Source organism: Frigoribacterium sp. R86507, assembly GCF_044597695.1.
Taxonomy (GTDB): Bacteria; Actinomycetota; Actinomycetes; order Actinomycetales; family Microbacteriaceae; genus Frigoribacterium.
In genome coordinates this window covers 33,036-50,785 of record NZ_CP139002.1, presented here as the reverse complement: position 1 = coordinate 50,785, position 17,750 = coordinate 33,036, and the positions used below count along the sequence as shown (strand labels likewise).

The window sequence follows — 17,750 nt, the reverse complement described above, 5'->3', positions numbered from 1 at the left end:
CATGGCGACACCCCTCCCCATCCCGGCGGCCCGTCCGCTGATCGGCGACGACGAACGGGCGGCCGTCGACGCCGTCATGGCCAGCGGCATGCTGGCGCAGGGTCCCGAGGTCGCCGGCTTCGAGCGTGAGTTCTCGGCCGAGCTGCTCGACGGTCGTCCCGCCGTCGCGGTCAACTCCGGGACGACCGCTCTGCACCTCGGTCTGCTCGCCGCGGGCATCGGGCCCGGCGACGAGGTCGTCGTGCCGTCCTTCACCTTCGCCGCGACCGCCAACGCCGTCGCGCTGGTGGGGGCGACGCCCGTCTTCGCCGACATCGAGCCCCGGCACTTCTGCCTCGACGTCGAGTCGGTCCGAGCCGCTCTCACCCCGAAGACCCGGGCCGTCATGCCGGTGCACCTGTACGGTCACCCGGCCGACATGACCGGCATCGGGCGACTCGCCGCCGAACACGACCTGCTGGTGTTCGAGGACGCCGCGCAGGCACACGGGGCCACGTGGGCCGGACGTCGCGTCGGCACGTTCGGTGCCGCCGGAGCCTTCAGCCTGTACCCGACCAAGAACATGACCTCGGGCGAGGGCGGCATGGTCTCGGTCGGCGAGCGGGACGTCGAGCGCCTGCTGCGCCTGCTGCGCAACCAGGGTATGGAACGCCGCTACGAGAACGAGGTCGTCGGTTTCAACGTCCGCATGACCGACCTGCACGCCGCCATCGGTCGTGTGCAGCTGCGCAAGCTCGCCGCCTGGACCGAGCGTCGCCGCGTCGCCGCCGCCCGACTCTCGTCGGGCATCGAGTCGGTGGTCACGCCGACCGTGGCCGACGAGGCGACCCACGTCTGGCACCAGTACACGGTCCGTGCGCCCGACGACCGGGACGGTTTCGCCCGGGCGCTCGAACGCGAGCACGGCATCGGCACGGGTGTCTACTACCCCACTCCCGTCCACCGGCTCGCGCCCTTCCGGTCCGAGGCCCACCTGCCCGAGACGGAACGCGCGGCGCGCGAGGCCCTGTCCCTGCCCGTCCACCCGTCCGTGACGGACGCCGAGCTCGATCGCATCGTGCAGGGCGTCGAACTCGTCGCCGGGGCCGGCCGATGAGCGCCCGGTTCCCCGTCCGTACCGGGCTGATCGGCCTCGGGATGATGGGGCGGCACCACGCGCGGGTGCTCCGGGCCGTCGACGGCGTCGAGCTGGTCGGCGTGGCCGACGCGTGCGGCGACCCGCACGGAGTCGCCGGCGGGCTGCCTCTGGTCGACGACGTCGACGGGTTGCTGCGGTTGGGCGTCGACGCCGTGGTCGTCGCCGTGCCGACCGCGTACCACGAGGCGATCGGCCTCCGGCTGGCCGAGGCGGGCGTCCACGCTCTCGTCGAGAAGCCCGTGGCTCACGACGGGGCCGCCGGGCGGCGGCTCGTCGAGGCGTTCGAGAGCAGAGGGCTCGTCGGGGCCGTCGGCCACATCGAGCGCTACAACCCGGCGCTGCAGTCGTTGCGGGCCCGGCTCGAGGCGGGCGACGTCGGCGAGGTGCACCAGATCGCGACGCGACGTCAGGGGCCCTTCCCGGCCCGCATCGCCGACGTCGGCGTCGTCAAAGACCTGGCCACCCACGACATCGACCTCACCGCCTGGCTCGTCCAGAGCGGCTTCCGCAGCGTCTTCGGTCAGGTGGCGCACAAGAGCGGCAGGCCGCACGAAGACCTCGTGGCGTTCTCCGGCCGTCTCGAGGACGGCACCGTCACCAGCCATCTCGTGAACTGGCTCTCGCCGTTCAAGGAGCGACTCACGGTCGTGACCGGTTCGCGAGGCACGTTCGTCGCCGACACCCTCACGGCCGATCTCACCTTCTACGAGAACGGCACGGTCGACACGTCATGGGACGCCGTCGCGGCCTTCCGCGGGGTGTCCGAGGGCTCCATGGTCCGCTATGCCCTCGACAAGAGAGAGCCCCTGCTCGTCGAGCACGAGGCGTTCCGCGACGCCGTGCGGGGCGATGGCCCGTCGCGGGTCGTCACCCTCCGTGAGGGGCTCGCCACCTTGCGCGTGGCCGAGGCCGCCATCGAGTCCGCCACGACCGGCCGGCCCGTCGACCTGGCCCGGGACCCTGCCCCCGCCTCCGTCGTCCCCGCCTGATGCGCCTCCCGCACGACCGACCCTCCACCCGAAAGAGCAACTCCATGAAGATCACCGTCATCGGCCTCGGCAAGATTGGCCTCCCCCTCGCGGTGCAGTACGCATCGTCGGGGCACACCGTCGTCGGCGTCGACGTCTCGCCTCGCGTCGTCGAGCTGGTCGGCGCCGGCGTCGAGCCCTTCCCGGGCGAGCACGACCTGGCGCGCCGGCTCGCCGAGCTCGTGCCCACCGGACGTCTGCGGGCGACCGTCGACTACGCCGACGCCGTTCCCGGCAGCGACGTGGTCGTGGTCGTCGTGCCCCTCTTCGTCGACGACGACGCCCGGCCCGACTTCGGCTGGATGGACGCCGCCACCGACTCCCTCGCCGCCGTGCTGACCGAGGGCACCCTGGTCGCGTACGAGACGACCCTCCCCGTGGGGACCACCCGCACGCGGTGGGCCCCTCGCCTCGAGGCGGGCAGCGGGCTGCGCGAGGGCGTCGACTTCCACGTCGCGTTCTCGCCCGAGCGGGTGCTCACCGGTCGGGTCTTCTCCGACCTGCGTCGCTACCCCAAGCTCGTCGGGGGGCTCTCGTCCGAGGGTGCTCGTCGCGCGATCGACTTCTACGATTCCGTGTTGCAGTTCGACCGGCGTGACGACCTCGCCCGCCCGAACGGTGTCTGGGACCTCGGGTCCGCCGAGGCGGCCGAGATGGCGAAACTCGCCGAGACCACCTACCGCGACGTCAACATCGGGTTGGCGAACGAGTTCGCCCGCTACGCCGAGACCGTCGGCATCGACGTGGCGCAGGTCGTCGAGGCCTGCAACTCGCAGCCGTTCAGCCACATCCACCAGCCGGGCATCGCGGTCGGCGGGCACTGCATCCCCGTCTACCCCCGGCTCTATCTCTGGAACGACCCCGACGCCACCACCGTGCGAGCGGCGCGGGCCCGCAACGCCGCGATGCCCGACCACGCCGTCGACCTGCTGGGGCGGGTGCACGGTGACCTCTCGGGTCAGACGGTCGCCGTGCTCGGAGCCGCCTACCGCGGCGGTGTGCGCGAGACGGCCTTCTCCGGCGTCTTCGCGACCGTCGCTGCTCTCGAACGGGCCGGGGCGACGGTGGTCGTGCACGACCCGCTCTATCCGGACGACGACCTGGCCCGGCTCGGGTTCACGGCCCACCACCAGGGCGAACCCGCCGACGCCGTCGTGGTGCAGGCCGACCACGAGGACTACCGTCTCTGGGGCGAGGGTGACGTGCCTGGCGTGCGAACCGTCGTCGACGGCCGACGCATCCTCGACCCGGCCGCCTGGCCTTCGGCCGTGGTCACCGCGATCGGAGACGGAGCGGCCCTGGCACGTTCCACCCGCGGGCCTGCCGTCCCCGCGGGCACGTGATCGACGCCGGCCGGTCGTCGATCCGTCGCCTCCTCGCCGGGGTACGCGGCATCTCGTCCCGTCCGGCGCTGACGGTCCTCGGGGGCAGCCTCGTCGGGCAGGGAGTCGTCCTCGCCGCCTCGCCCCTCATCACGCGCCTCTACGGCCCGGCCGATCTCGGAGCGCTCGCCGTGGTCACCGCCGTCTCCGCGATGGTGGGTGCCGTCGCACCGCTCGGCTACGACCGGGCCGTCGTCGTGCCCCGGGGCGAGACGTCGGCCCGCGCGCTCGTCGCCCTGGCGCTCGGCGGCGTCCTGGTCGTCGGCCTGGCGGCGGCGGTCGCCGCGTGGTGTTGGGGGCCCGCCCTCGCCCGCCTGACCGGTGCTCCGGTGCTGGCCGACTTCTGGTGGGTCTGCCCCGTCACCATCGTGGTCGTCGCCCTCCAACGGGTCGTCACGAGTTGGTTGGCCCGCTGCCGTGACTACCGGGCCCTCGCCCGCCGCACGGCATGGCAGGGCCTCGGGCAGATCGCCTGCAACCTCGCCCTCGCGCCCCTCGGTGGGCCGCTCGGCCTCGTGCTGGGCGTGGCAGCGGGTCGCTCCGCGTCCCTCGTCGGCTCGTTCCCCGGCCGACGGGAGCGGTCCACGTCTCGGCGTCGACGTCCCCGGCCGAGTCGACGCGCGGTGGTTCGAGGCGCCTCCCTGTCGCGGCGCCTGCTGATCGTCCGCTCCGTCGGCGTGCGCTACCGCCGCTTCCCGCTCGTCACGACCTGGTCGAGCCTGGTCAACGTCGCCGGCCAGCAGGCCCCTCTCGTCCTGTTGGCCTCCCTGCACGGTGCTCCGGCGATCGGCGCCCTCGCGTTGACGATGCGCGTGCTCGGTGCTCCCGTCGGCATGGTGGCCGACGCCGTCGGGCTGCAGGTCGAAGGGCAGATCGGCGCGCTCGCACGCGCCCGACGCGGGGGGCTCTCGCCGTCGGTCGTGCGCCTCCTCGTCCCGCTCGCCGGGGTGGCCGCGACCGGGGGAGTCCTCTGCGTCGTCCTCGCGCCTCCTGCGTTCCCGGTGCTCTTCGGCGACGGCTGGGGCGAGTCCGCCACGACCGCCGTCGCCGTGGTCCCGGCCCTCGTCGCCCAGATGATCGCGTCACCGTTGTCCCGCGTGCTTCCCATGCTCGAACGTCAGGCCACGCAGCTCGCGTGGGACGTCGCCCGGCTCGTGGCCACGACGGTGGCCGTCGTCGGCACGGGTGTCACCGGCGCCGGTGTCCTCGAGTCGGTCGTCGCGTGGTCGGTCGCCTCCGTGCTGAGTTACGGGGCCCTGCTGGGACTCGTGCTGCACGCGGTGCGGCAGGCCGATCGTCTTTCGATATTTACCTGAGCGTGCATCATGTGTAATATGTCAGTACGAACACGAGCCAGGGAGTGACATGACCACGCAGATCCACCTCTCCGCCCCCGATGTGGGAGAACGCGAGCGCGACGCCGTCGACGCCGCCCTGCGGTCCGGCTGGGTCGCACCGCTGGGTCCCGAGGTCGACGCCTTCGAACGAGAGATCGCCGCCCGGGTCGGTGTCGCCGCCGGTGTCGCCGTCTCGTCCGGTACCGCTGCGCTCCACCTGGGTCTGCGAGGTCTCGGCGTCGGCCCGGGCTCCGTCGTCGTCACCTCGACCTTCACCTTCGCGGCGACGGCCAATGCCGTCGTCCACGCCGGGGCCCAGCCATTCTTCGTCGATTCCGTCGAGAGCACGGGCAACATGTGCCCCCAGCTGCTCGACGAGACCTTGAGCGCCTTGGCTCGTCAGGGCAGACGCGTCTCGGCCGTCATGCCAGTCGACATCTACGGCCAGGTCGCCGACCTGTCCCGCATCGAAGGCGTGGCCGAGCGGCACGGGGTCCCCGTGCTGTGCGACAGCGCCGAGTCGCTCGGTGCGACCCGTGGCGGTCGAGCCGCAGGCTCCTTCGGCCAGGCCTCGGCCGTGTCCTTCAACGGCAACAAGATCATGACGACGTCCGGCGGTGGCATGCTGCTCACCGACGACGTCGAGCTCGCCACCGAGGCCAGGCGTGTCGCCAGCCAGGCGCGCCTGCCCGTCGCTCACTACGAGCACGCCGAGATCGGCTACAACTACCGACTCAGCAACGTGCTCGCCGCTCTCGGCCGGGCCCAGCTCGAGCGCCTCGACGGCATGATCGCCCGACGGCGCGTGATCCGTGAGCGATACCGCGAACTCGTCTGGTCGTACGAGGGCGTCCGACTGCTGCATGACGGCATCGACGCTGACGACAACGTCTGGCTCACGTCGCTGATGTTCGACGATCCGACATCGGTCGCCCGGGTCGGCGAGGCACTCGCCGCCCGGTCCGTCGAGACCCGTCGACTGTGGAAGCCCATGCACCGACAGCCCGTGTTCGCGTCGGCCGGATCCACGGTGACCGGTGTCGCCGACCGCCTCTTCGAACACGGGCTCACCGTGCCGAGCGGATCGGTGCTGAGCGACCTCGACGTCGACCGGGTGCTCGAGCTGCTCTCGGCAGCACTCGACCGTCAATCCTGACCCGGGCCCCGCCCGATAGCCCCGCTCGATCACCCCACCGCGCCCACCCCGTCGCGACCCCCGATACCTGCACCACGAAAGGCCGTCATGTCCCCTGTCTCGCATCCCTCCCCCCTGCTGATCGTCGTCGGCCAGGGCTACGTCGGCCTCCCGCTCGCCATGAGGGCCGTCGACGCCGGCTTCGACGTCGTCGGGCTCGACGTCGACCGGTCTCGCGTCGACGCCCTCGCCGCCGGCATCTCGTTCGTCGAGGACGTCCCCGATGCCCAGGTCACCGCGGCCCTCGACTCGGGCCGCTACGCACCGCGGTCGTCGCTCGACGGCGTCGACCGCTTCGACCACGCGATCATCAGCGTGCCGACCCCGCTCCGTGAGACCCTGCCCGACCTCAGCTACATCGAGTCGGCCGCTCGCACGCTCGGCGCGGTCCTGCGCCCCGGGGCGACGGTCGTGCTCGAGTCCACCACGTCCCCGGGAACCACCGCCGAGGTGCTCGTCCCGATCCTCGAGGCCGTCAGCGGGCTGTCGGCGGGCCGCGACTTCCACGTCGGGTTCAGCCCCGAGCGCATCGATCCCGGCAATTCCGAGTGGTCGTTCCGGACGACGCCGAAGATCGTCTCGGGCATCGACGACGCCTCGCTCGCCGAGGTCACCAAGCTCTACGACGCGCTCGTCGACGTGACGGTCCCGGTCCCGGGCACTCGAGAGGCCGAGCTGGCGAAACTTATCGAGAACACGTTCCGTCACGTCAACATCGCCCTGGTCAACGAACTGGCCATCGCCGCGCACGACCTCGGTATCAACATCTGGCAGGCGCTCGACGCGGCCGGCACGAAGCCGTTCGGTTTCATGAAGTTCATGCCGGGCCCCGGCGTCGGGGGCCACTGCCTGCCGGTCGACCCGAGCTACCTCTCGTGGGAGGTCCGACGCAAGCTCGGCCGATCCCTGCGTTTCGTCGAGCTGGCGAACGAGGTGAACGAGGGCATGCCCGAATACGTCGTGCGGCGCCTCGAGGCTCTGTTGAACGACGAGTCCAAGGCCGTCCGAGGGGCGAACGTGCTGCTGGTCGGTCTGTCGTACAAGGCCGACAGCGGCGACGTCCGAGAGGCGCCAGCAGTCCACATCGCCCGTCTGCTCGCCGCTCGAGGGGCGTCGGTCACGGCGGTCGACCCCCATGTCTCCGACCGCGACTGGCCGGCGGGTGTCGTCCGCTCCGAGCTCGACGACGAGACCGCGGCGTCCGCCGACGTCTCCGTGGTGCTCACGCGGCACACCGACGTCGACCTCGGTGCGCTCCGCGGTCGCCTGGTCCTCGACACCCGCAACGTCGTGGACGAGCCGACCCGCGTGGTCCTCTGACCCGCCGTGACCGGTCCTTCGGCCTCGTCACCCCTTCCTTCCTCCCCTCAGCAGAAAGCACGCTCGTGATCGACTCCTTCACCTCCTCCTCCGCTTCCCCCTATCGAGGACTGCGCGTCCTCGTCACCGGCGCAGCCGGGTTCATCGGCTCGGCCCTCGTGCCGCGCCTCCTCGACGCCGGTGCCACCGTCGTCGGCATCGACGTCCGCCAGGGCCACACCGGGCCGGGCTACGAACACGTCCAAGGCGACGCCGCGGCGCTGACGGCCGACCAGCTGAGTTCCCTGCGTCCCGACATGGTCGTCCACCTCGCCTCGGTCGTCGGGGTCGTCGCCGCGTCGGCGGACCCCGAGGCCACCCGGTCGACCATCCTCGGCATGACCTCCCGCTTCGTCGACCTCGTCGAGGGCCTCGGCGGAGTCCGTTTCGTCTACGTGTCGTCCTCCGAGGTCTACGGGCAATCGGCGTCGTTCCCCCTCGTCGAGACCTCGCCCCTGTCCCCCCTGTCGGCCTACGGGTGCGCCAAGCGCGAAGCCGAAGAGCTCGTCGTGGCCGAGACCGAGGCCGGGCGGCTCGACGGCGTCGTGGTCAGGCCCTTCAACGTGTACGGGCCCGGCCAGCGCACCGACTTCGTCGTCACGCGGTTCGTCGAGCAAGCCCTCCGCGGCGACGAGGTCACCGTGGTCGGTTCGGGTGACCAGCTCCGCACCTTCACCTACGTGGACGACTTCGTCGACGGTCTGCTCCGGGCGGCCGTGCACCAGGGCGACGAGCGTCTCTTCAACCTGTCGGGTCACGAGACGTGGACCATCGGCGCGCTCGCCAGCACGGTCGTCGACCTCGCCGACTCGTCCAGTCCGGTCGTCTCGACCGCCCCGACCGATCTCGGTCGACCCCGCGAGATCGAGGTCGAGAACCGGGTGGCCAGCTGTGACCGGGCCCGGCGCGTGCTCGGCTACCACCCCCGGGTCGGCGTGCTCGAAGGCGTGGCGCGGTGCGTCGCGGCCGCACGGGCCGTCGAGCGCGACGACCGAGCCGAGGCGCTCGTCGCCGGGTGAGAGCTGCGCCGTGCGGCGTCCCGGCGCGGCAGACTGGACCCATGCGCACCTGGGTGAAGATCTGCGGCCTGTCCACGCCCGAGACGGTCGCCGCCGCCGTCGAGGCAGGGGCCGACGCCGTGGGATTCGTGTTCGCGGCGGGCAGTCCCCGCACGATCGACCCCGTGACGGCGCGCGAGCTGGCAGCCCGGGTGCCGGCGGACGTCGAGACGGTCGGCGTGTTCCGTGGCCAGAGCATCGCGACGGTGCTCGAGCTGGCCCGCGCCTCCTCGGTGTCGACCGTGCAGTTGCACGGCGACGAGACGCCCGCCGACGTCGCCGCGGTCCACGAGGCGGGCTTCCGGGTGATCCGCGCCGTCAGCGCCGCCGCCTACGCGGCCGAACCCGAGGAGGCGCGGGTCGCCTTCCGCGAGGACGCCCTGCTGCTCGACGCGGTCGCCCCCGGTGCCGGGGCCACCTTCGACGCCGGCTCCCTGCTCGCCGCGCCTCCCGGCCGCGACTGGTTGCTCGCCGGAGGGCTGGCGCCCGACAACGTCTCCGGCCTGCTCGCCGGGTGGCGTCCGCACGGCGCCGTCGGCGTCGACGTCAGCTCGGGCGTCGAGTCGTCGCGCGGGGTGAAGAGCGTCGAGCTGATCCGCGCGTTCGTGGCGGCCGCCCGGGCCTGACGTCCGGACCCAACGGACCCCCACCGGACCCCACCGGACGCCGCCGAGCGCACACCCGGCCTGCAAGGAACCAACGAGCCCGGTGCGGGCCGAGCCACGTCTCGACTACCGCGCGGTGCCGATCAGGTCTCTGGCATCCCCGACGAGGCGGTCGACGTGTTCTTCGGTCGTGTCGAACGAGCACATGAGGCGCACCTCGCCCGTGGCCCGGTTCCAGTCGTAGAAGTGGTGGGCCTCGCGCAGGGGCTCGACGACGTCCCGGGGCAGGACGACGAAGACCGCGTTGGCGTCGACGCGCTGTGTCACGGTCACTCCCGGCAGCGTGGCCAGCCCGTCCGCGAGGCGCGCGGCCATCGCGTTGGCCCGGGTGGCCGACCGCAGCCAGAGGTCGCCGTCGAGCATCGCCAGGAACTGCGCCGAGACGAAGCGCATCTTCGAGGCCAGCTGGGCGTCCATCTTGCGCAGGTAGACCAGGCCGGCCCGCGCCTCCTCGGAGAAGGTCACGACCGACTCGCCGAGCACCAGGCCGTTCTTCGTGCCGCCGAACGACACCGAGTCGACGCCCGCGTCGCGCGTGATCGCGCGGAGCGGCACCCCGAGCGAGGCCGCCGCGTTCGCCAGACGCGCGCCGTCGAGGTGGACGCGCATGCCGAGCGAGTGCGCGTGGTCGGTGACGGCCCGGATCTCGTCGGGTGTGTAGACCGTGCCGAGCTCGGTGCTCTGCGTGATCGTGACCGCCAGGGGCTGCGGGCGCTGCTGGTCACCCCAGCCGTAAGCCTGTCGGTCGATCAGTTCGGGCGTCAGCTTGCCGTCGGGAGTCGGCACCGTCAGCAGTTTGAGGCCGCCGAGGCGCTCGGGCGCCCCGCCCTCGTCGGTGTAGACGTGCGCGGTCGTCGCGCAGACGACGGCGGCCCATCGCGGCGTGAGCGCCTGCAGCGCCGCGACGTTCGCACCCGTCCCGGTCAGCACGGGGTCGATCGCGGCCCCCTCGCCGAACGTCTCGACGATCACCTCGGACAGCCGCGCCGTGTAGGGGTCGGCCCCGTACGAGCCGACGTGCCCGCCGTTCGCGTCGACGATCGCCTGCAGCACCTCGGGGTGGGCTCCCGCGTAGTTGTCGCTGGCGAACGAGTGGACCGAGGGATCGTGGAGGCGCGTCACCCGATGATTCTGCCCGACCGGCGCATGTCGACACGTCGGGAGGCGCGGGGGAGGGGTTCGTCGAGGGCCTGTTCGACCCGTGGTGCGGCCGCGACCTCTTGTGCAATGTGAATATCATACGTAAGATTGTATGTGATACATCGTCGACTCGATGTCGCGTCCGGTCCGACCCGCCGGGCGTTCCTCAAACCCCGAGAGGCCCGTCATGTTGTTCGCCCACGCCCCCAAGCTCGTCCTGGCCGGTTCGTATCCGGTGGTCCGTCCGGTCGCCGACCGCGCCGCGGCGCTCGACGCCGAGGTCCTCGTCCTCTCCTCGGACGTCGTCGTCCCGCTCGACGACGTCGTGGGCTTCGACTGGGCCGTGGTGGCCGTCGACGACGCCACCTCGACCGAGGTGCAGCTCGATCGGGCGGTGGCCGGTCTCGCCGGCGGTCTGCGGCGCGGGGCTCTCGTCGTCCTCTCCTCGGAGCGCCCGGTCCAGCAGCTGGCCGCGCGGTTCGCCGACGACCTCTCGCGAGCGAGCGGGCTGCCGCTCGGCGAGGCGTTCGCCGTCGCCGCGTGCGAGGCGGGTGCGATCACGTGGGGAGTGGACGCTCAGGCCGTGGACGAGGCGGCTCACCTCGTCGAGCGCATCGGCGCGCCCCGGAACGAGGCGTGATCGCCGCCTGACCTGCCCGTCTCGGCGGGCACGACCCGGGGGTGCGACAGGATGGACCCATGGGTGGAGTGCTGATCGGGTTCGCGATCATCGGTGTGATCATCGTGACCGGTTACGTCGTCGGTCGCATCGACCTGCTGGGGGAGTCCGGCCACCGGGTGCTCTCGCGCCTGGTCTTCTTCGTCCTGACGCCCTGCCTGTTGTTCTCCACCATCTCGCAGGCCGACGTCCACGTGTTGTTCTCGCGCCTGTTGGTCGTCTCGGCCATCGCCTCGCTCGTGGCCGCCGTCCTCTCGGTCGTCGTGCTGAAGTTCGTGCTCCGACGCAGTGCGGCCGAGACGGCGATCGGCACGATGGGCGGCGCCTACGTCAACGCGAACAACATCGGCCTGCCGGTGGCCACCTACGTCCTGGGCAGCGCCACGTTCGTCGCGCCGGTCCTGCTCTATCAGCTGCTCGTCCTCACCCCGATCGTGCTCGCCGTGATGGACACGGTCACGAACCGCGGCAGCAGCATCGGTCGTACGATCGCCCGCCCGTTCACGAACCCCCTGCTGATCGGGTCCGCACTCGGCGTGCTCGTCGCGGTCACCGGTCTCGAGATCCCTCAGGCCGTCCGCGAGCCCTTCGAGTTGGTGGGCGGTGCGGCGGTGCCCGTCGTGCTGCTCTCCTTCGGCATGTCCCTGTACGGCTCGAAGCCGTTCCAGGCCGGCCAGGGCCGTGCCGACATCCTCGTCGCCGTCGTCTTGAAGCTCGTCGTGATGCCGGTCACGGCGTGGCTGCTCGGGGCGTTCGTCTTCGACTTCGATCGTGACGAGCTGTTCGTCGCGGTCGTGCTCGCGGGTCTGCCGTCGGCCCAGAACGTCTTCAACTACGCCCAGCGGTACCAGACCGGGGTGGTCGTGGCGCGCGACACCGTGTTGGCGACGACCATCTTGTCGGTTCCCGTGCTGGTCCTGGTCGCGGCGTTGCTCGCCTGACCCGCCCCTCCTGGTGTCGAGGTGGCCGGGCGAGCCGTCTGCGGCGTCAGAAGATCATCGGACGATCGTCGTCGAGCTCGGTCTCGAGATCGAGGTCGACGACGACCGGCACGTGGTCGCTCGGGGCGTCGCCCTTGCGCTCGTCGCGGTGGATGGCGGCGGACGTGACGAGGTCGTCGAACGCCGTCGACCCCAGGATGAAGTCGATGCGCATGCCCTCGTTCTTGGGGAAGCGCAGTTGCTTGTAGTCCCAGTAGGTATAGCCCTCGGGGCGGCGGGAGCGGACCACGTCGGTCAGGCCGATCTCCTCGAAGCGGAAGAAGGCGTCGCGTTCGGGCTGGCTGACGTGGGTGTGACCCTCGAAGACCGACATGTCCCAGACATCGGTGTCGAACGGGGCGACGTTCCAGTCGCCCATCAGGGCCAGCGGCTGGTCGGGGCGTTCGGCGAGCCACGTCTCGGTCTCGGCGGCGAGCTTGGAGAGCCAGTCGAGCTTGTAGTCGTAGTGCGGATCGCCCAGCTCGCGCCCGTTCGGAACGTAGAGGCTCCACAGCCGCACGCCTTCGACCGTGACGCCGATCGCGCGCGCCTCCTTGGGCTGGTCCGGCCCTTCGTGCCCCTTCGCGAACCCCGGTTGCGTGGGGAAGGTGATCTCGACGTCCTCCATCGGGAGTCGGCTGACGAAGGCCACCCCGTTCCACTGGCTGAGGCCGTGCAGCTCGACCTCGTAACCGGCCTCGCGGAAGGCGTCGTAGGGGAACTGCTCGGGCTTGCACTTGATCTCTTGCAGCCCCGCGACGTCGATGTCTTCTCGGACGAGCCAGTCGACGACCCGGCCGACGCGGGCTCGGACGGAGTTGACGTTGTAGGTCGCGACGCGCATGTGGACCACGGTACCGGCCCGGCATCGCCACGGCCCGAGGGTCACTTCGTTGCCCAAAGGGCATTGAAACACTTCCCATCGGGCAACGAAGGCGCTAGAAAATACACATGTCGCATGAGGGACGAGGCGGGCCGGGCCGGAGTAGCCGGTACGAACGCGCGCGCGGGGTCACCCCCGCTCGCATCGAGCCCTACCCGCCGCGACGGCCGACGTCGGTCGACGCGCGCCTGGTCCGACTCGCACTCTCGGCGGTCGTGCGGTACGAGGACTTCTTCGCCCCGCCCGGCACCTGGGCCGAGCTGCATCGGCTGACCGCGCGATCGCTCGACGAGGCCGAGCGTCGGCGGCGGTGACCCGCTCGCCCCGCCGCTCCCCGCCCGCCTGCTCTACCATGGGTCACCGTGACCGACGCACGCACGCAGCTCATCGACTTCATCGGCTCCGAGGCCGTCTTCCATGGTGACTTCACCCTGACCAGCGGCAAGAAGGCGACGTACTACATCGACCTGCGCAAGGTCAGCCTCGACCACCGCGTCGCGCCCCTGATCGGCCGGGTCATGGTCGACCTGATCGCCGAGGTGCCCGACGTGTTCGCCGTCGGAGGGCTGACCATGGGCGCCGATCCGATCGCCGCGGCGGTGCTGCACCAGGGCGTCGCGATGGGCAAGGACTACGACGCGTTCGTCGTCCGCAAAGAGCCGAAAGATCATGGCCGGGGCAAGCAGGTCGAGGGGCCCGACCTCGCAGGCAAGCGTGTGATCGTCCTCGAAGACACCTCGACCACCGGCGGGTCGCCCCTCGCGGCCGCGAAGGCCCTCGAAGCCGTCGGGGCCGAGATCGCCGCCGTCGCCGTCGTCGTCGACCGCAGCACCGGAGCGCGCGAGGTGATCGAGGCGGCGGGCTACCCCTACTACGCCGCCATCGGGCTGGAAGACCTCGGGTTGACCCCGTGACCGACGACCGGCGGCGCGACGACGAGGGCGAGCCCGGCCCCGAGCAGGCCGATGCCAGCGACTGGCTGGCGTCCCAGTTCGGCGACGAGCCCGCCGTCGCAGGCGACACCGACGACGCCTCCGACGAGGTCGACGACGCCCCGGGCGACGACGGTGCAGGAGGCGCGGGTCGCGTCGACGGCGCCCCTCCCGCCCCGGCCTCCCCGGCTCCCGACGCTGCCACCCGGGCTCTCGATCTGCAGGCCACCCAGGCCATGGACGTGCTCGGCGACCGGGACCGTGACCGAGAGGCCGAGCCGGAGCCGAAGCCGGAGCCCCAGGCCGAGCCCGAGCCCGGACCCGCTCCGACCTCGCTGCCGTTCGTGGTTCCCGAGCCCGCGGCCGGAACGCTCCCGCCCAGGACATCCGAGCACCCCCAGGCCCTCGACCTCTCCGCCCTGAAGGGTGCTGTCCGGCCGCCCTCGTCCGTGCCCACGCCCGACCTGCCGGACTCCGAGGACCGGCCGCCCGTCGCCGAAGACGCGTCGGACCGCGACGAGGACTCGGCCGAGGTGGTGGAACCTCGGCCTGACGGCGAACCCGGTCCGTTCACTGCCCTCATCTCGGCGCCGCGCTCGGATGCGGCCGCACCCCGTACCTTCGACTGGGACGCTCTGCCCGAGCCCGAGCCCGAGCCCGAGCCCGAGCCCGAGCCCGAGCCCGAGCCCGAGCCCGAGCCCACGGCGGACGTCGAGCTCACAGCCGTCGTCGAGCCGGAAGAGCAGCCCGAGATCGAGCCGGAATCGCAGGTCGAGCCGGAATCGCAGGTCGAGCCGGAATCGCAGGTCGAGCCGGAATCGCAGGTCGAGCCGGAATCGCAGGTCGAGCCGGAATCGCAGGTCGAGCCGGAATCGCAGGTCGAGCCGCGACCTGAGTCCGAGATCGCACCTCAGTCGGAAGCCGGGCCCGACCCGGAGCCCGAACCCGGACTTCACGCCCCGGAGCAGGCATCGGCGACCTCCGGCGTCACGACCGAACCGGGTGCCGAGGCGCCCTGGTGGGTCGAGGAGCACCACGAGATGACCCGACGCGAGCGCCGTCTGGCCGAGGCGGCCGCGGCCGCTGCCGCTGCCGCTGCGAACGGTGCGGCCCCTGCGGGGCCGGCCGGGGCCGGTGCCGGTGCCGGGGCCGCGTCGGCTCCGGTGGTCGGCACGCCGTCCGTGTCGAGGCCCGGCGGCGAGCCCGAGACCGACCCCTCGACCGACGCCGACCGTGAGCCCACCTTCACCGAGATCCTCGGCGTCGTGTCGTCCGCACCCGCGGGCAGCGACGATCCCCAGCCGCAGCACGCCGCCCCCGTGACACCCGCACCGGCCGCCTGGTCGCTGTCCGAGTCGGGGGCGGTGCCCGAGGTCGTCACCGACGTCGACCCGGGCGCCGAGCCCGCACGTGCGGGCGTGGTGGACGACGCCGACCAGGACGTCGACGACGAGGGCATCGACGACGACGACGAGGTGACGACCGCGACCGCGCTCTTCGCGCCTCCTCGGTCCGCTCTCGACACCGACACCGACGCCGACGCCGACCCCGACGATGACACCAGCGCGGCCACCGACGCCACCGCGGTGCTGCCAGGCCTCTCGGCGACCGTCGCAGGGTCCGAGACGCCCGGCTCCGGGTCGAGGGCAGCCGCCGGCCCCGTCGGCGAGCGCCCTCGGGGCGGTGCCGGCACGGCGGGCGTGTTCGTGCCGCAGACCCGTCCCGTCGAGCCGGCGCCCGCGGGGTCGCCGCGCGGGCCGGGCATCGCCGACTGGGTGCGTGGGCACAAGGTGCTGGCCGCCGTCGGGGCCGCGCTCGTGATCGTGCTGCTGCTCGTGGCCCTGTTCTTCATCGCGCGGTCACTGTTCGCATCCACGGACGACCTGGCGTCCGACCCGGCGGCGGCCACGTCCCCGACGGCGGCCCGCACGGTGACCGCGGCCCCGGTCGAGCCGGTCGCCGAGGTCGCCCCCGCCGGTCCGCTGGCGCCCGGGGTCCACTCGTACGCCGATCTGCAGGGTGGCGAGTGCTTCTCGACGTTCGATTCGGCCTGGCAGCAGGACTACGACGTCGCCGACTGCGGTCAGCCGCACGTGGCCCAGTTGACCCGGGTCGGTACCCTCGACGGCGACGCGACCGCCGCCTACCCCGGCGCCGACGTGTTGCAGAGCCAGATGAACCTGCTCTGCACGGGAGCGGACGCCCTCGACCGGCAGGCCGCGGCCGCCTACCCCGACGTGCAGCTGCTCGCGAGCTTCCCCGCCGACGCCGACGCGTGGGCGGCGGGTGACCGAACGTACTCGTGCTTCGTCAACCGAAGCAGCGGCGAACCCCTGACGACCAGCCTCGTCGCGGTCGCGGGCTGAACGTTCGACGCGACCCGCGCCTCCGGGGGGCGGGGCCCCGCGGGGCCTAGGCCTCGGCCGGCACCACGTCGGACTCGATCGGCTCGCTGCGGACCAGTTCGTGCACGCCCGACAGGATCTCGTTCGGCCGGAACGGGTAGCGGTCGATCTCGGCCTGGTCGCTAATGCCGGTCATCACGAGGATCGTGTGCAGCCCTGCCTCGATGCCGGCCATGATGTCGGTGTCCATCCGGTCGCCGATCATCGCGGTGTTCTCGCTGTGCGCGCCGATGCGGTTCATGGCCGAGCGGAACATCATCGGGTTGGGCTTGCCGACGACGTAGGGCTCTTTGTTGGTCGCCTTCGAGATCATGGCGGCGATGGCCCCGGTGGCCGGCAGCACGCCGTCGGCGCTCGGCCCCGTGGCGTCGGGGTTCGTGACGATGAAGCGCGCACCGCCGAGGATGAGCCGCACGGCCTTGGTGATCGAGTCGAACGAGTAGTTGCGGGTCTCGCCCACGACCACGTAGTCGGGGTTGGTCTCGGTCATGATGAACCCGGCCTCGTGCAGGGCGGTCGTCATGCCGGCCTCGCCGATGACGAACGCCGAGCCGCCGGGCATCTGCGACCGGCAGAAGTCGGCGGTGGCGAGGGCGCTCGTCCAGATGCGCTCCTCGGGCACGTGCAGCCCCGAGGCGCGCAGACGGGCCGCCAGGTCGCGCGGGGTGAAGATCGAGTTGTTCGTCAGCACCAGGTAGGGCGTGCCCTCGTCTTGCCATTGCTGGATCAGCTCGGCGGCACCGGGCAGCGCGTGGTTCTCGTGGACGAGCACGCCGTCCATGTCGGTCAGCCAGCATTCGACGTCTTCGCGTGAGCCCATGCCGTCACCTTAGCGAGGTGCCCTGACGACGAGGAGGCGCGGGTCGCCTCCTCCCACCGCCTACCCTGGTTCGATGCCCCAGGACGAGTCGCCGACCCCGCCGAACGACGAGCCGACGCACGGCGTCGGCCCCTGGCCCGGCGGGGAGGCGGCCTGGCCCGAGGGCGACCACTGGGACCCCGAGCTGCTGCGCGAGGGCGACCGTCGCAACGTGATCGACGGCTACCGGTACTGGACGATGGAGGCGATCGTCTCCGACATCGACTCCCACCGTCACCCCTTCCACGTCGCGGTCGAGAACTGGCAGCACGACATGAACATCGGCTCCATCGTCCGCAGCGCCAACGCGTTCGCTGCCGACACGGTGCACATCGTCGGGCGTCGTCGGTGGAACAAGCGCGGGGCCATGGTGACCGACCGCTACCAGCACGTGCAGCACCACCCCGACGTCGCCGCCTTCATCGCCTGGGCGCGCGAGGCCGGCCTGCCCGTGCTCGCGATCGACAACGTCGAGGGGTCGGTGCCGATCGAGACCTTCGCCCTGCCCGAGCGCTGCGTCCTGCTGTTCGGACAAGAGGGGCCGGGACTCAGCCCCGAGTCGATCGCCGCGGCCGACGCCGTGATCGAGATCTCGCAGTTCGGGTCGACGCGCAGCATCAACGCCTCGGCAGCCGGCGCGATCGTCATGCACGAATGGGTGCGCCAGCACCGGTTCTGACCCACGATGCCGCCGCCCGTCCGCGCTGAAG

General features: G+C 71.9%; 17 protein-coding genes. 14 read left to right on the top strand and 3 right to left on the bottom strand.

Features of this window, described 5'->3' with window-relative positions; genetic code table 11:
* Window position 1: 1 nt before the first annotated feature.
* From SJY14_RS00220 to SJY14_RS00185, 8 genes are all read left to right on the top strand, one after another.
* On the top strand, window positions 2–1,096 hold the full coding sequence (locus tag SJY14_RS00220) for a DegT/DnrJ/EryC1/StrS aminotransferase family protein (protein WP_071257183.1): 1,095 nt from the start codon (window positions 2–4) through the stop codon (window positions 1,094–1,096).
* Window positions 1,093–2,127 carry a Gfo/Idh/MocA family protein gene (locus SJY14_RS00215; RefSeq protein ID WP_071257181.1) on the top strand — a complete coding sequence of 345 codons (1,035 nt, stop codon included), beginning with the start codon at window positions 1,093–1,095 and terminating at the stop codon, window positions 2,125–2,127. Before SJY14_RS00220 ends, SJY14_RS00215 begins: the two co-directional genes overlap by 4 nt.
* Before the next feature lie 44 nt (window positions 2,128–2,171).
* Window positions 2,172–3,509, top strand: coding sequence for a nucleotide sugar dehydrogenase (locus tag SJY14_RS00210; protein WP_396599426.1), 1,338 nt, complete (start codon window positions 2,172–2,174; stop codon window positions 3,507–3,509).
* Window positions 3,506–4,864 carry a lipopolysaccharide biosynthesis protein gene (locus tag SJY14_RS00205; RefSeq protein ID WP_071257177.1) on the top strand — a complete coding sequence of 453 codons (1,359 nt, stop codon included), beginning with the start codon at window positions 3,506–3,508 and terminating at the stop codon, window positions 4,862–4,864. The genes SJY14_RS00210 and SJY14_RS00205 overlap by 4 nt, the downstream gene beginning before the upstream one ends.
* 49 nt (window positions 4,865–4,913) lie before the next feature.
* Window positions 4,914–6,041: a DegT/DnrJ/EryC1/StrS family aminotransferase gene (locus tag SJY14_RS00200; protein WP_396599425.1), complete on the top strand. Its 1,128-nt coding sequence runs from the start codon at window positions 4,914–4,916 to the stop codon at window positions 6,039–6,041.
* A gap of 87 nt (window positions 6,042–6,128) precedes the next feature.
* Window positions 6,129–7,400: a nucleotide sugar dehydrogenase gene (locus SJY14_RS00195; RefSeq protein WP_071257174.1), complete on the top strand. Its 1,272-nt coding sequence runs from the start codon at window positions 6,129–6,131 to the stop codon at window positions 7,398–7,400.
* 65 nt (window positions 7,401–7,465) lie between these two features.
* Window positions 7,466–8,458: an NAD(P)-dependent oxidoreductase gene (locus SJY14_RS00190; RefSeq protein WP_071257172.1), complete on the top strand. Its 993-nt coding sequence runs from the start codon at window positions 7,466–7,468 to the stop codon at window positions 8,456–8,458.
* Between the two features lie 41 nt (window positions 8,459–8,499).
* Window positions 8,500–9,123, top strand: a complete 624-nt coding sequence (locus SJY14_RS00185; protein ID WP_071257170.1) for a phosphoribosylanthranilate isomerase — start codon at window positions 8,500–8,502, stop codon at window positions 9,121–9,123.
* A gap of 105 nt (window positions 9,124–9,228) precedes the next feature.
* On the opposite strand, the gene SJY14_RS00180 is transcribed toward SJY14_RS00185, so the two are convergent.
* Entirely contained in the window at window positions 9,229–10,284 is a 1,056-nt protein-coding gene (locus tag SJY14_RS00180) for a low specificity L-threonine aldolase (protein ID WP_071257168.1), read from the bottom strand.
* Window positions 10,285–10,489: 205 nt separating this feature from the next.
* Between SJY14_RS00180 and SJY14_RS00175 the strand changes: the two genes are divergently transcribed.
* Window positions 10,490–10,942, top strand: coding sequence for a hypothetical protein (locus SJY14_RS00175; RefSeq protein ID WP_071257166.1), 453 nt, complete (start codon window positions 10,490–10,492; stop codon window positions 10,940–10,942).
* A gap of 59 nt (window positions 10,943–11,001) precedes the next feature.
* Window positions 11,002–11,922, top strand: coding sequence for an AEC family transporter (locus SJY14_RS00170; protein WP_071257165.1), 921 nt, complete (start codon window positions 11,002–11,004; stop codon window positions 11,920–11,922).
* Window positions 11,923–11,968: 46 nt separating this feature from the next.
* On the opposite strand, the gene SJY14_RS00165 is transcribed toward SJY14_RS00170, so the two are convergent.
* Entirely contained in the window at window positions 11,969–12,805 is an 837-nt protein-coding gene (locus SJY14_RS00165; protein ID WP_071257163.1) for an exodeoxyribonuclease III, read from the bottom strand.
* Between the two features lie 107 nt (window positions 12,806–12,912).
* Here SJY14_RS00165 and SJY14_RS00160 point away from each other — a divergent pair, with 107 nt between their 5' ends.
* From SJY14_RS00160 to SJY14_RS00150, 3 genes are read left to right on the top strand one after another with little or no spacing between them, the layout of a single operon-like run.
* Entirely contained in the window at window positions 12,913–13,158 is a 246-nt protein-coding gene (locus SJY14_RS00160) for a hypothetical protein (RefSeq protein ID WP_071257161.1), read from the top strand.
* Between the two features lie 48 nt (window positions 13,159–13,206).
* Window positions 13,207–13,758 carry an orotate phosphoribosyltransferase gene (pyrE, locus tag SJY14_RS00155; RefSeq protein WP_071257159.1) on the top strand — a complete coding sequence of 184 codons (552 nt, stop codon included), beginning with the start codon at window positions 13,207–13,209 and terminating at the stop codon, window positions 13,756–13,758.
* A complete protein-coding gene (locus SJY14_RS00150) occupies window positions 13,755–16,142 on the top strand; it encodes a hypothetical protein (protein WP_396599424.1) in 2,388 nt (795 codons plus the stop codon). The genes pyrE and SJY14_RS00150 overlap by 4 nt, the downstream gene beginning before the upstream one ends.
* A 46-nt stretch (window positions 16,143–16,188) precedes the next feature.
* On the opposite strand, the gene SJY14_RS00145 is transcribed toward SJY14_RS00150, so the two are convergent.
* The gene (locus tag SJY14_RS00145; RefSeq protein WP_396599423.1) at window positions 16,189–17,001 is read right to left on the bottom strand and encodes an HAD-IIA family hydrolase; all 813 of its coding nucleotides are present in this window, start codon (window positions 16,999–17,001) and stop codon (window positions 16,189–16,191) included.
* 73 nt (window positions 17,002–17,074) lie between these two features.
* Here SJY14_RS00145 and SJY14_RS00140 point away from each other — a divergent pair, with 73 nt between their 5' ends.
* The gene (locus tag SJY14_RS00140; protein ID WP_071257156.1) at window positions 17,075–17,719 is read left to right on the top strand and encodes an RNA methyltransferase; all 645 of its coding nucleotides are present in this window, start codon (window positions 17,075–17,077) and stop codon (window positions 17,717–17,719) included.
* Window positions 17,720–17,750: the final 31 nt, after the last annotated feature.